Origin of the sequence: Halomonas sp. PAMB 3232 (assembly GCF_031954225.1) — a bacterium.
In the GTDB taxonomy this organism is placed as follows: Bacteria; Pseudomonadota; Gammaproteobacteria; order Pseudomonadales; family Halomonadaceae; genus Vreelandella.
The window spans coordinates 3,402,408-3,415,149 of the sequence record NZ_CP134865.1; the positions used below are offsets into that span (position 1 = coordinate 3,402,408).

Genomic DNA, 12,742 nt, shown 5'->3' on the forward strand with positions numbered 1-12,742 from the left:
GATCACGGCTGACGACAAAAACAAGGAGTCTTTTATGAACCATAACCTTTACCTGCACTTTTACCCGCACTTCGAGCGCGCCCCGGACAAGGTGCTGATGGACACGCTCGACGGCCAGCGCTACCACTACCAGGACGTTCTGAGCCTGAGCCGGCGCTTTGCAAGCGTGCTGTTGGAGCTCGGCGTCGAGCCCGGCGACCGGGTCGCCGTTCAGGTCGACAAGAGCCCCGAGATCGTCATGCTCTATCTCGCCTGTCTGCAGGTCGGCGCGGTCTATTTGCCGCTCAACGTCGCCTACACCGACAGCGAGATCGACTACTTTTTGGGTGACGCCGAGCCGCGCCTGTTCGTCTGCCGCCCAGAGGTGCTGGAAAACGCCCGCGAGATCGCCGAAAAGGCCGGCGTGGCCCGCGTCGAAAGCCTGGGCACCAAAGCCGACGGCACGCTGATGGACAAGGCCGCCGATGCTTTCGAGACCACCACGGTCAGCGAAGTCGGCGCCGATGATCTGGCGGCGATTCTCTACACCTCTGGCACCACCGGGCGCTCCAAGGGCGCCATGCTGAGTCACCAGAACCTGGCCTCCAACAGCCAGGCGCTGACGAAGGCCTGGCACTACAGCGAAAACGATCACCTGATCCACGCGCTGCCGATCTTTCACACCCACGGGCTGTTCGTGGCCTGTAACGTCACGCTGATCAACGGCGCCTCGATGACGTTTTTGCCCAAGCTCGACGTCGATGAGCTGCTCGATTTGATGCCCCACTCGACCGTGCTGATGGGCGTGCCGACCTTCTACACCCGCCTTCTGGCAAGCCCGCGCCTGAACCGCGACGTGGTCGCCAACATGCGCCTGTTCATCTCGGGCTCCGCGCCGCTTCTGGCCGAAACCCACGAGGATTTTAGCGCGCGCACCGGCCACGCCATTCTCGAGCGCTACGGCATGACCGAGACCAACATGAACACCTCCAACCCGTACGACGGCGAACGCCGCCCGGGCACGGTGGGTATGCCGCTGCCTGGCGTCACCGTGCGCATCACCGACCGCGAAACCGGCGCCGAGCTTCCCCAGGGCGAGACCGGGCTGGTCGAGCTCACCGGGCCCAACGTGTTCCAGGGCTACTGGCGCATGCCGGAGAAGACCCAGGCAGAGTTTCGTGAAGACGGCTACTTCATCACCGGCGATCTGGGCCTGATCGACGAGAAGGGTTATCTCAATATCGTCGGCCGCGACAAGGACCTGGTGATCTCCGGCGGCTACAACGTCTACCCGAAAGAGATCGAGCAGATCATCGACGATATGGAAGGCGTCGAGGAGTCCGCCGTGATCGGCGTGCGTCACACGGATTTGGGCGAAGGCGTAGTCGCCGTGGTGGTGCCAAAAACCCAGGGCGCGGTGAGCGAGGAGCAGGTACTCGAAGCGCTCAAGGGCGAGCTTGCCCGCTACAAGCAGCCCAAGCGGGTCTTCTTCGTGGATGCGCTGCCGCGCAACGTGATGGGCAAGGTGCAGAAAAACCAGCTGCGCGACGCCCACGCCGATACCTTCAGCGCCGGGCGCACCGCCACCAGCGCTTGATTCGCGCCATCATCCCATTCACTCCATCGACGGGGCGCTCACCACTCACCAAGCGCCCCTCACACAACAACGACAATTAAAAAGGACATCGCCATGGTCATTTACGGAGTCGCGCTGCTGGCCGGCTGCATGCTGTTCGGCCTGTGGGCGGGTGACGTGCTGGGCATGCTGCTCGGCGTGGAATCCAACGTGGGCGGCGTGGGCATCGCCATGCTGCTGCTGATCTTTCTGGGCGGCTATCTGATCGACAAGAAGAAGATGCCCCCCAGCACCGAAAGCGGCATCACCTTCTGGAACGGGATGTACATCCCCATCGTGGTCGCGATGGCAGCCAGCCAAAACGTGGCCGCCGCCATCGACGGCGGCCTGATCGCACTGCTGGCAGCCCTTGTGGCGGTCGGCGCAAGCTTTGCGCTGGTGCCGGCGCTGACGCGCCTGGGCCAGCCCAAACCAGGCGCCCAGGCCCCGGTCGACGAGACGCCGGTCAACAAGGTCGCCTCGCGCGCCCCTGACGACACGCGCTCGACCTCTACCTCACGCCCCCACCACGCCCGCTAAGGAGCTGCCCTCATGCTCGACTCACTCCTCACACAGCTCGAAAAGCAGCACCTGATCGCCGCCTTCGCCCTGGTAGGCGCGGCCATGTACGTGTCGTACCTGGTGAGCGACAAGCTGACCAAAGGCCGGGTTCACGGCTCCGCCATCGCTATCATGGTGGGCCTGGCGCTCGCCTACGTCGGCGGCGTTTACACCGGCGGCAGCAAGGGCCTGGCGGATATCAGCCTGTTCGCCGGGCTGGGCCTGATGGGCGGCGGCATGCTGCGCGATCTGGCGATCATCGCCACCGCCTACGGCGTGCGCTTTCAGGAGATTCGCCAGGCCGGCATCAGCGGCGTGCTCGCGCTCTTTCTCGGTGTGGTCGTGTCGTTCATCGCCGGTGTGGCCATCGCCTACGCCTTTGGCTACCGCGACCCGGCCAACCTCACCACCATCGGCGCCGGCACGGTGACCTACATCGTCGGCCCGATCGCCGGCGCCTCCATCGGCGCCTCGTCGGAAGTCATCGCGCTCTCGATTGCCGCCGGCCTATTCAAGTCGATTCTGGTGATGGTGCTCACGCCCATCGCCGCGCGCCATATCGGCCTTGATAACCCGCGCTCGGCGATGATCTTCGGCGGGCTGATGGGCACCACCAGCGGCGTGGCGGCAGGCTTGGCCGCCACCGACCCGAAGCTCGTGCCGTACGGGGCGATGACCGCGACCTTCTACACCGGCCTGGGTGCCCTGCTCGCCCCGTCGCTGCTGTACTTCTGCGTACGGGCGCTGTTCTGATCCAGCCGGCAACGGCTGCAAGGCAAAGCGCCGTGGCGATCGCCACGGCGCTTTTTTTATCGCTGTCATGGGGCCGGTTGCTCAACCCGCCTCGACCACCGCGCGCCCCTTGACCAGTGAGCGCGTAAGCATTGCGTAGGCCACCGCGCCGCAGGCGGCCATGGCGAGTACCACCGCCCCCAGAGTGTGAGGCAGCACCGTCGAAAGCCCGCTCAAAATACCGGCAATGCCGAACTGGGCCGCGCCCAAAAGCGCGGCGGCGGTGCCGCCGCTGGTGGGAAAGAACTCGAGAAAACAGGCCTGGATGTTGGGCGAGATCGCGCCCACCGCGCCGATGGTCAGCATCATCGCCGGGACGAAGAGATAAAGCGGCGCCTGGAGAAACGTCGCGGCCAGTAGCAGCACCATGCCCACCGCTTGGCAGGCGGTGGCCAGCTGCAGAATACGCAGCGAAGGCAGGCGCGACAGCAGCACCCGGTTGAGCACGTTGAACACGAACATGGCGACGATATTGGCGGCGAACAGCAGCGAAAACGTCGAGGCGTCCTGTTCGAAGTGCCCCTGGTAGATGAACGAGGCGTAGGTAATGAACATCATCATGACCGAGAACGACCCCGCCTGCCAGGCGATGAACGGCAGCGCCGGTTTGGTCGAGAGCACTAGTTTGTAGCGCGCCAGCAGGCTCATTTCGGCCCCCTTAACGCGCGAGACCTTGCCGCTGCCGGTGAACAGCACCTTGATCAACAGCGGCACCAGCGCCAGCGCATAAAGTGCCAGCGCGAAGAAGATGTAGTGCCAGGAGCCGAGCGCCAGGATTGCGCTGCCCACGCTCGGCGCGATGCCGGGGGCCAGCACGATGATGAAGCCCATCATCGAGAACAGCTTGGCGGCGTCGCGCCCGGCCACCCGGTCACGCACCAGCGCCGGCACCGACACCAGCGTCCAGCCGGCGCCGAACGCCTGCACGGCCCGCCCGCCCAGCAGCACGTCGAGCGATTCGGCGGTGCCGATGGCCACGCTCGCCATGGCAAAGATCGCCAGCCCACTCATCAGCACCCGCTGACGGCCGAAGCGATCCGACAGCGCCCCGCCAATCAGTTGGCCTACCGCCATCATGAACACGTACACCGAGACGCTCAGCGACACCGCCTGCTGGGAAACGCCGAGCGACTCGCCGATCGCCGGAAACGCCGGCAGGTAGGTATCCATGGAAAACGGCGCCAGCATGATCGTCATGGCCAGGCTCAGTACCACGATAAAGGGGGTCTTGGACGGGGGCATGGGCACTCGCAGTCAGAGGATCGGTCAGCGTTCAAACGCTTATGATAAGACTCGCGGCCCGGCTCGGCCAGTCAACGCTTGTGCACGCTCCGTCACGCGCCATCTGACGCCACCAACCAGCCGCCCGCCCGCTGGCGAAGATGGCGCGTCAGATCGGTGAGAAGCTCACCACCCTGGCGCCAGTAGTGCCAGTAAAGCGCCACATCGACCGGGTGCGCGGGAGCAAGCTCCAAAAGTGTACTTCGCTCGAGCTCGGCCTCGACCTGAAGGCGCGGCACGAGCCCCCAGCCAAGCCCGCTTTCCAGCAGTTTCACGAAGCCCTCCGCCGAGGGGCACAGGTGGTGGATGAGCGGGTCGCGAGCGCCCAGCTGTTGAGCGAAGCGGTGCTGCAGGCGGTCGTCGGTGCCGAACACGATGGCCGGGGCCTGACTTAGCCGCTCGCCGTCGAACCCGCCGGCGAAGTGACGCTCGATGAACGAAGGCGCCGCCACGCCGCAGTAGCGCATCGCCCCGAGAGCAACGCTTTTCGCGCCAGCGACCGGGCGCTCGGCGGCGCACACGCAGCCCGCTACCTCGCCGTCGCGCATGCGCTTGAGGCCCACGTCCTGGTCCTCGATGATCAGCTCCATCAGCACCTCGCGGCGGATGAAGAAGTCGCCGGCCGCCGCGGCCCACCAGGTCGCCAGGCTGTCGGCGTTGAGTGCGATACGAAGCCGCTGGGGCGCGCCGTCATGAACGGCAGGCACGCGGGTTTGCAGGTCGCGCTCGAGCAGGCGCACCTGCTGTACGTGGTTGAGAAGCCGCCGGCCCGTCACCGTCGGTGTCGGCGGCGTTACGCGCATCAATACCGGCTGGCCCAGGCGCGCTTCGAGCAGCTTGATGCGCTGGGATATCGCCGACTGGGTCAACCCGAGTGCCCGGGCGCCGCGCTCGAAGCCGCCCTGCTCCACCACCGCGGCGAGCGCGGCCAACAGCTTGTAGTCGAGCAATCAGTTCTCCTAATGCGTCATTACCATTATGCGTTTTATTTATACCGGAAGTCGCCGCACACTGCCTTCACCTTTCGCTTGCCTGAACATGGTACGGCGATTTCAATCGCTTACGAGGATAGTCATCATGGGGCAGAGTTATGCGAACGGCGTATTGATCGGGCTGGGGCTGATCGTGGCCATCGGCTCGCAAAACGCTTTCGTGCTGTCGCAAAGCCTGCGCCGCGAACACCACCTGAGCGTGGCGCTGGTGTGCATCCTGTGCGATGCGCTGCTGATCGCGGCGGGAGTGTTCGGCCTGAGCGCACTGCTTTCCCAAAGCCCGCTGCTGCTGGCGGTCGCGCGCTGGGGCGGGGCGGTATTTTTGCTCGGCTACGCCCTGCTGGCGCTCAAACGCGCCGCCGGTAAAGACGCGCTGCGCCTCGAGCGCGGCACCAAGCGCTCGCACGCCCAGGTGCTGGCGCTGACGCTTGCGATCACGCTGCTCAACCCGCACGTCTATCTCGATACCGTCGTGCTACTGGGTTCGCTCGGCGCTCAGCAGAGCGTACCCGGCGCCTTTACGCTGGGGGCGATGTGCGCCTCGACGCTCTGGTTCGCCGCCCTGGCGCTGGTGGGCGCCAAACTCGCGCCCTGGCTCACCCGCCCCGTCGTATGGCGGCTGATCGATGTGGGGGTCGCGCTGATGATGATCACGGTCGCCCTTCAGCTGATCTTCGGAGCGACGTTTTGAACGATGCGAGGCTTTGGACGATGCAAGATTTTGAACGATGCGACGTTTTGAAAGAGCCACGCTGTAAAAATAGCCTGCTAACAGATGTGCTACTCTAGCCGATCGCTATCGATCAAAACCGGAGAGCCATCATTCACCACGCGACCCACACCAAGGCGGTACTCCTGTTCGCCAGCACCATGACCGTAATGTCCGGCGCGATCATCTCGCCGGCGCTGCCCGGCATCGGCCGCTTTTACGCGGACGCCCCCCAGGTACTGATCCAGCTGATTTTGACGCTGCCGGCACTGATGATCACGCTGTTCAGCCCGCTGATGGGCTATCTGGCCGACCGCTTCGGGCGTAAGCCGCTGCTCATACTAATGCTCTCGATCTACGGGCTGGCCGGCGCTTCGGGCTTTTTGATCGATAACGTGAATCTGCTGCTGGCCTCGAGAGCGCTGATGGGCGTGGCGGTGGCGGGTATCCTGAGCATCAGCACCACGCTGGTGGGGGATTACTTCAGCGGCCCCGAGCGGGTGCGCTTTCTGGGGCTTCAAAGCAGCGCCATGGCGCTGGGCGGAGTGATTTTCATCAACCTGGGCGGGCTGTTGTCGGACTGGAGCTGGCGGGGGCCGTTTCTTTTGTATCTCACCGGCGTGCTGCTGCTGCCCTACGCGCTGATGGTGCTGCGCGAGCCGCAGCGAACGGCCAGTGATAGCGCCGCGTCTCAGGCGCCTGCGGTACGGCTGGATCTCTGGCGTACCGGGCTTGCCTATCTGATCGGCATGATCAGCATGATGATGTTCTACCTGTTTCCCGCGCAGCTGCCGTTTCTGCTGGCAAGCCAGGGGATCGAAAGCGGGCTGGCCATCGGCGTGGCGCTCTCCATGGCGGCGCTGACCGCGAGCTTGATGAGCTTTTGCTACGCTCGGGTGAAGGCACGCTGCTCGGTGATGACGATCTACGTGCTGGGCTTTCTCATCGCCGCGCTGGGCCTGTTCATTACCGGCGCCGCCCGGGGCTACGCCATGGCGATGGTGGGCGCAGCGGTGGCCGGGCTGGGTTTGGGGCTCTTCATGCCCAACACCACCACCTGGCTGATGCGCATCGCCCCGGAGCGGGTGCGGGCGCGGGTATTCGGCGGCTTTACCGCGACCTTCTTCTTCGGCCAGTTCATTTCCCCGGTGGTGGTCTCCGGGGTATCGACCTGGCTCGATTCGCTGCGCGAGGTGTACCTGGCGATGGGGCTTTTATGCCTGAGCCTGGCGCTGGTCGTGGCGGTGCTGGGCAAGACGCTGCTGAAAGCCGACGCCTCTCTTTAGCTTCAGCGCCAGGATCTGTCTGAAAAGTCGACGAGCGAAGGCAAGACAAGGCAAAAATTGGCGAAGAAACGGAGTTTACGATGTGTAAATGAGTATTCTGATCGAACTCGCGCACGAGCCAATTTTTAACGCCGTATTGTCGAGCGCAGGCACTTTTCAGACAGAGCCTAGTGCTAGCGCGCCAGCAGCCGCTCATACAGCGCGACGTAGTCGCGCGCCATGCGCTCGGCGGTGAAGCGCGCCAGAAAACGCTCGCGGATGCGCGCCCGGTCGAGCTCGGCCAAGCGCGCCACCGCGGCCACTGCCTCCTCGATCGTCTCCACGATAAAGCCGGTCACCCCGTGCTCGATGACCTCTTCCACACTCCCATTGCGCCAGGCGATGACCGGGGTGCCGCAGGCCATTGCCTCGATCATCACCAGCCCAAAGGGCTCCGGCCAGTCGATGGGAAATAACAGCGCCGCGGCGCCGCCCAAAAGCACCTGTTTCTGCTCGTCGTCGATCGTGCCCACGTGCACGATGGCGTCGTCGAGCTCACGGGCCACGTGCGCATCGAACCAGTTTGGGTTGCCCACGTCCACGCCACCAGCGAGCCTCAATGAATAGCCGGTTTTGCGCGCCACCGCGATGGCGCGGTCCGGGCGTTTCTGGTCGGTCATGCGGCCGATGAAGGCCAGATACCCGCCATCGCCCGCCCCCAGCGTGAAGCGCTCGGCTTTGAGCCCGTGGTGAACGACGCCGACCAGGTTCGCCGCTGGAATCGCGCGCGCCTGCGCGTGGGAGATCGCCGCCACCGGCAGGTCCGGAAAGCCCTCGAAAAAAAGCTGTCGGTCGAGCTCGTCGACCCGCCAGTGCACGGTGGTCACACTTTCGGCGCGGCGAGCTCCCAAGAGTGCGGCGTGGGCGAACTCGCCGTGGCAGTGAATCACATCGAACTCGTCGAGGTGCGCGCGCAGTGCTTCCAGCACGCGCGCCTCGAGCACGCCAGGCACCCCCGGCGGTACCTGGCCGTGCTGGCACTCGAGGGCGTACAGGCTCGGCGCCGTGGCCAGATGGCGCGCCGGAGTGTGGCAGTCCGACGGGCCTATTAATGTGACATCGTAACCAAGGTTAAAGAGCGCCTCGGTCAAGTCCGCCACAATGCGTTCAGTGCCGCCGCTGCCCGGGGGCGGCGAGGGAAAGATCACTGGAGCGACCTGGGCAATGCGTATACGCTTTTTAATGGTCATGGCGCGGTGAGGCCTTGAGTGAAAGGGAATTCACGACATGCATATCGTACATATTGCCTTACAGGGCTGCCTTCGCGGCCACGATGTCGAATACGGCATTACCGCTGACACCGGTGGGCACATTCGCTACCTGCTGGAGCTGGTCGAAGCCTCGGCACTGGATCCGGCCGTTACGCGACTAACGTTAGTCACCCGCGCCTTTACGTGCCAGTTTAGCGACATCGATTACGGCCCCGGCGCGGAGCAGGTCGGCCCGAACATCGAGCTGATTCGCCTGCCCAGCGAAAGCCCCGACTACCTGCCCAAGGAGGCGCTGTGGCAGGAGCTTCCCTCCTTTACCGACGCCCTCGTCACCTGGCTCGACGCGCTGCGCGACAAGCCCGCGATCCTTCACGCCCACTACGCCGACGCCGGCGAGGTCGCCGCCGACGTGCAGGCGCGCCGCGGCATTCCTTTCGTGTTCACCGCCCACTCGCTGGGGCGCAGCAAGCGCAAGTGCCTGGAGTACGAAGGCGAGACGCTTGACGCCGAGACCCTGGCCGCTCTCACCCGACGCATCGCGTTCGAAGAGCGCGCCATCCGCAAGGCCGCGTTGATCATCGCAAGCTCCCGCGACGAAGCCGAGAGCCAGTACGCCGACTACGACCACTACGCGCCGGGCAAGATTCGCGTGATCGCCCCGGGCAGCCATCTGGATGAGTTCGAATCCGCCCGCTCGACGCCGGCGGTGGATGCACTTCTGGCGCCGTTTCTGACGAACCCGGACAAGCCCGCCCTGATCGCCATTGCCCGGCCGGTGACGCGCAAGAACCTCGCCACCCTGGTGCGCGCCTTCGGCGAAAACGACGCGCTGCGCGAGAAGGCCAACCTGGTGATCGTGGCCGGGGTGCGCGATCACATCGACGACCTCGAGTCCGAGCTTGCCGACAATCTGCACGAACTTTTGACCCTGATCGACGATTTCGACCTTTACGGCCATATCGCCTACCCCAAGCACCACGCCCCGCAGGACATCAAGGCGCTCTACGCCTGGGCCCGGGAGCGGCGCGGTATTTTCATCAACCCGGCGCTCAACGAGCCCTTTGGCCTTACCCTTCTGGAAGCCGCGGCGGCGGGCCTGCCGCTGATCGCCACCGACAGCGGCGGCCCCAACGACATCATCGAGCAGTGCGGCAACGGCGTGCTGATCAACCCGCGACGGGCCGAGGCGATCGGCGGTGAGGCGCTGGCGCTTTTGAACGACCCGGCCCGCTGGCAACAGATGGTCGACAACGGTCGGCTGGCGGTCAAGGCGTTTGACTGGCAGCGCCACGTCGAGCGCTACCACGACCTGCTGTCACGGCTTTGCCACCCGTGCACGGGGCAAACGCTCGACCGGGTCAACGCGCTTCTGATTTGCGACATCGACAACACGCTGACCGGCTCGCCGGTGGGCGTGCTCGCCTTCAACACGTGGTACGCCGCTCAAAAGCAGCTGGGCTTCGGGGTCGCGACCGGGCGCAGTTTTCACAGTGCGCTGGCGATTCTCTCCCAGGCGGGCATCCCCTACCCGCCGCTCATCATCTCCTCGGTGGGCTCGGAAATTCACTACCTGAACGACGATGGCATCACCTACCGCCAGGACACGGCCTGGCGCGAGATCGTCAATCGCCACTGGCAGCGCGACGCCCTGGCCCGCGCCCTCGACACCTTCGATGACCTCCTCCCCCAGGGCCCACTCGAGCAGCGCGCTTTCAAGCTCAGCTACCTGAGCGACGACACCCGCGACATCACGCTGCGCCTGACGACCCACCTCAAGCGTTTGAGGCTTCGCGCCACGGTGATCCACAGCCACGGCCGCTACGTCGATATCCTGCCCGAGGCCGCCTCGAAAGGCCGCGCGGTCGCTCACGTGCGCAAGCACCTGGGCGTGGATGAAGCTGCGCTTTATGTGGCCGGCGACTCCGGCAACGACCTGGACATGCTGCGCGCCTCGAAATGCTCGATTCTGGTGGCCAACTACAGCGACGGTCTGGCCCAGGCGCCGGGCATGGGCCACGTCTACATCGCCCGCGCCCCCCACGCCCAGGGCGTGATCGAAGGCGTGAAGCACTTTCAAAGCCACCCGCCGCGCCAACCCCTCGAGGATATCGCCTCGTGAACATGAGCGTGCTGACACTGGTGCGCGGGCGCCGCGACCACCTGGTCAACCTGATGCAAAGCCTGAACGCGCAAACACACCTGCCGAACGAGCTGGTGATCGCCTGGATGCAGCCCGAGGCGCACGCGGCTCTGCCCGATGTCGGCTTTCCCGTGCGCCACGTGTTCGTTGAGGGTGAGGCGCTGCCGCTTGCCCGCGCCCGCAACGCCGCGGTCGAGGCAGCCTCCAATGAGGGCCTGGTGTTTCTCGACGTGGACTGTATCGCCTCTCCTCGGCTCATCGAGCGCTACCGTCAGGCGCTCACCGAGAAGGCCGCGCTCTACATCGGCGAGGTGCACTACCTGGCCGCGGGCGCGGCACCATACTCGAGTCATAATGAGCTCGACTTCGCAGCGCTTTTCGAGCAAGGCGAGCGCCACCCCGCCCGCCCGGCCATCGACGAGGATGAAATCCGCCCGGAGCCGAATCACGGCAATCTGTGGGGGCTATCGTTTGCGCTCATGAAGGACGACCACCGCCGCGCCGGCGGTATGGACGAAGGCTACATCGGCTACGGCGGCGAGGAGACCGACTACGCCTGGCGGCTTCACGCGGCGGACGTTGCGCTTTACTGGGTCGGCGGGGCGCTGGCCTGGCATCAGCACCACGCGGTGTACGCTCCGCCCTGGCCGCACTTCGAAGCGATCATCGACAACGCCCGGCGCTTTCACGCGCGCTGGGGGCGCTGGTGCATGGAGTACTGGCTCGATCAGTTCGCAAACGCCGGCGCCATCGACTGGTCGCCCAACGCCACGGCGATCGAGATTCTGCGCTACCCGGCACCAACAGAGATCGAGCGCGCGCGGCTACCGGCCAGCGCGCGCTTCGGTTAGACCCTTTTCAGGGTCAGGCCCGTTCGATAGACGCGTTCACAGCGTTTGCGCTCATGGCGGCAGCCGTGGGCGCGCCTTCCCAGAGCCCATCGACCGTGGCTTCGAGCCAGCGGGCGGCGCGCTCGGCGGCGTCGGCCTCATAAAGCGTGGCAAGCTTTTCGACATCGAGCCCGCGCGCCTTTTCGAGCACCGCCTGCCAGCCGGCGAAATCCCCGGGCCACGCCGGCATGTTCACCGCCGCCGAAAGCTCTGAAAGCCGCTCGGCCTTGCGCTGCTGCTCGTTGAAGTAGCGCCACTCCGGGGCAACGATATAGGGACGCCGGAGCATCGCGATTTCGTGCACGGTGTTGTCGCCGGCGGAGGCCAGCACGATGTCGCTGGCGGCGAGATACTCCACCACGTTGTCCACCCAGCCGGCGTTGACCAGGTTGGCGAAGTCGGTTTCGTGGCCTTCCAGATGCAGCGGGCCGATAGTGATAAAGAGCGTCTCGGGTGCGGCCCGGGCGGCCACGGTGAGCGGCGCGTAGGGCGTGCCCGCCCCGCCGCCGCCGGTCAGCGCAACGACGATTTCGCGATCCGGGTCGAGTCCCAGGCGACGGCGCGCCTCCTCCCGGCTGGGTACGGCGGCGGCGGTGGTGCAAAGCCCGCCGCTGTAGAAGGTCTTTTCGCGCAGATGCGCCGGGTAGTCGGCCTGCTCCAGGCGTTCATCGAACGGCGCGAGCATGGCGACACTCGCTTCATAAGCCCCCAGGTGGCCCGGGTCGTTACGATCGCCATGCATGCGAATGCTGACCGCCGGGACGCTGGCGATACGCGATAGAAGCGCCAGTTCGGCGGAGACATCGATGACGAACAGCCCCGCGTCGATGTCGTCGAGATGATCGAGAATGCGCCGCATGGTCTGGCGCATCTCGACCACGCCCATCGGCACGCAGTGCATCACCGACGGCGTCGGCTGGTCATAAAGCGCCTGGGTCGGCACCGCGGCGCCGATCATGTTGGGCAGCGCGATCACGTCGATGGCGCGCTCGAAGCCGTCGAACAGGCTGGGGTCGGCGGTCAGTACGCTGACCGGGCGGTCGATGGCGAAGTGGCGGATGATCGCCATGGCGCGGCGGGCGTGGCCGCGCCCCTGGTGGTGGACGAAAAAGCTGATCGGTTTTTTCGATGTTGGCATGGGAGAACACGTTCCGTTGTGTTGAGAGACCGAGTGAGGCGTCGGGCCAACTGCGCTTTTTGGTCATTTCCTGGTAGGCTTGATTCAGCATAGCCGCCGCCGGAGAAAA

General features: G+C 65.2%; 11 protein-coding genes. 7 read left to right on the forward strand and 4 right to left on the reverse strand.

Annotation, left to right across the window (positions count from 1 at the left end; all coding sequences use genetic code 11):
• Positions 1–34 precede the first annotated feature (34 nt).
• From RN346_RS15575 to madM, 3 genes are all read left to right on the forward strand, one after another.
• Entirely contained in the window at positions 35–1,576 is a 1,542-nt protein-coding gene (locus tag RN346_RS15575) for a malonyl-CoA synthase (protein ID WP_311958874.1), read from the forward strand.
• 93 nt (positions 1,577–1,669) lie between these two features.
• A complete protein-coding gene (gene madL / locus RN346_RS15580; protein ID WP_263585904.1) occupies positions 1,670–2,134 on the forward strand; it encodes a malonate transporter subunit MadL in 465 nt (154 codons plus the stop codon).
• Positions 2,135–2,146: 12 nt separating this feature from the next.
• Positions 2,147–2,908, forward strand: coding sequence for a malonate transporter subunit MadM (madM, locus tag RN346_RS15585; protein ID WP_263585903.1), 762 nt, complete (start codon positions 2,147–2,149; stop codon positions 2,906–2,908).
• An 81-nt stretch (positions 2,909–2,989) separates the two neighbouring features.
• On the opposite strand, the gene RN346_RS15590 is transcribed toward madM, so the two are convergent.
• Both RN346_RS15590 and RN346_RS15595 read right to left on the reverse strand, forming a co-directional pair.
• Positions 2,990–4,189 (reverse strand): Bcr/CflA family efflux MFS transporter, encoded by a 1,200-nt coding sequence (locus RN346_RS15590; protein WP_311961656.1) that lies wholly within the window; start codon positions 4,187–4,189, stop codon positions 2,990–2,992.
• Between the two features lie 92 nt (positions 4,190–4,281).
• Complete coding sequence (locus RN346_RS15595; RefSeq protein WP_311961657.1) at positions 4,282–5,178, reverse strand: LysR family transcriptional regulator ArgP; 897 nt, start codon at positions 5,176–5,178, stop codon at positions 4,282–4,284.
• A gap of 127 nt (positions 5,179–5,305) precedes the next feature.
• On the opposite strand from RN346_RS15595, the gene RN346_RS15600 reads away from it, so the two are divergent.
• Positions 5,306–5,911 (forward strand): LysE/ArgO family amino acid transporter, encoded by a 606-nt coding sequence (locus tag RN346_RS15600; protein ID WP_311961658.1) that lies wholly within the window; start codon positions 5,306–5,308, stop codon positions 5,909–5,911.
• Between the two features lie 179 nt (positions 5,912–6,090).
• Positions 6,091–7,215, forward strand: coding sequence for an MFS transporter (locus RN346_RS15605; RefSeq protein ID WP_311961659.1), 1,125 nt, complete (start codon positions 6,091–6,093; stop codon positions 7,213–7,215).
• A 173-nt stretch (positions 7,216–7,388) separates the two neighbouring features.
• On the opposite strand, the gene RN346_RS15610 is transcribed toward RN346_RS15605, so the two are convergent.
• The gene (locus RN346_RS15610; protein ID WP_311961660.1) at positions 7,389–8,444 is read right to left on the reverse strand and encodes a glycosyltransferase family 4 protein; all 1,056 of its coding nucleotides are present in this window, start codon (positions 8,442–8,444) and stop codon (positions 7,389–7,391) included.
• Between the two features lie 37 nt (positions 8,445–8,481).
• Between RN346_RS15610 and RN346_RS15615 the strand changes: the two genes are divergently transcribed.
• Both RN346_RS15615 and RN346_RS15620 read left to right on the forward strand, forming a co-directional pair.
• The gene (locus tag RN346_RS15615) at positions 8,482–10,584 is read left to right on the forward strand and encodes an HAD-IIB family hydrolase (RefSeq protein ID WP_311961661.1); all 2,103 of its coding nucleotides are present in this window, start codon (positions 8,482–8,484) and stop codon (positions 10,582–10,584) included.
• 2 nt (positions 10,585–10,586) lie between these two features.
• The gene (locus RN346_RS15620; RefSeq protein WP_311962730.1) at positions 10,587–11,456 is read left to right on the forward strand and encodes a glycosyltransferase; all 870 of its coding nucleotides are present in this window, start codon (positions 10,587–10,589) and stop codon (positions 11,454–11,456) included.
• Positions 11,457–11,469: 13 nt separating this feature from the next.
• Here RN346_RS15620 and RN346_RS15625 read toward each other — a convergent pair whose 3' ends face one another.
• Positions 11,470–12,633 carry a glycosyltransferase gene (locus RN346_RS15625; protein ID WP_311961662.1) on the reverse strand — a complete coding sequence of 388 codons (1,164 nt, stop codon included), beginning with the start codon at positions 12,631–12,633 and terminating at the stop codon, positions 11,470–11,472.
• Between the last annotated feature and the right edge of the window lie 109 nt (positions 12,634–12,742).

Bases quoted from the DNA above. Each gene is read 5' to 3' on its own strand.
- RN346_RS15620 (WP_311962730.1), top strand. From the start codon at position 10,587: ATGAGCGTGCTGACACTGGTGCGCGGGCGCCGCGACCACCTGGTCAAC.
- madM (WP_263585903.1), top strand. From the start codon at position 2,147: ATGCTCGACTCACTCCTCACACAGCTCGAAAAGCAGCACCTGATCGCC.
- RN346_RS15615 (WP_311961661.1), top strand. From the start codon at position 8,482: ATGCATATCGTACATATTGCCTTACAGGGCTGCCTTCGCGGCCACGAT.
- RN346_RS15610 (WP_311961660.1), bottom strand. From the start codon at position 8,444: ATGACCATTAAAAAGCGTATACGCATTGCCCAGGTCGCTCCAGTGATC.
- RN346_RS15600 (WP_311961658.1), top strand. From the start codon at position 5,306: ATGGGGCAGAGTTATGCGAACGGCGTATTGATCGGGCTGGGGCTGATC.
- RN346_RS15625 (WP_311961662.1), bottom strand. From the start codon at position 12,633: ATGCCAACATCGAAAAAACCGATCAGCTTTTTCGTCCACCACCAGGGG.
- RN346_RS15605 (WP_311961659.1), top strand. From the start codon at position 6,091: ATGACCGTAATGTCCGGCGCGATCATCTCGCCGGCGCTGCCCGGCATC.
- RN346_RS15590 (WP_311961656.1), bottom strand. From the start codon at position 4,189: ATGCCCCCGTCCAAGACCCCCTTTATCGTGGTACTGAGCCTGGCCATG.
- RN346_RS15575 (WP_311958874.1), top strand. From the start codon at position 35: ATGAACCATAACCTTTACCTGCACTTTTACCCGCACTTCGAGCGCGCC.
- madL (WP_263585904.1), top strand. From the start codon at position 1,670: ATGGTCATTTACGGAGTCGCGCTGCTGGCCGGCTGCATGCTGTTCGGC.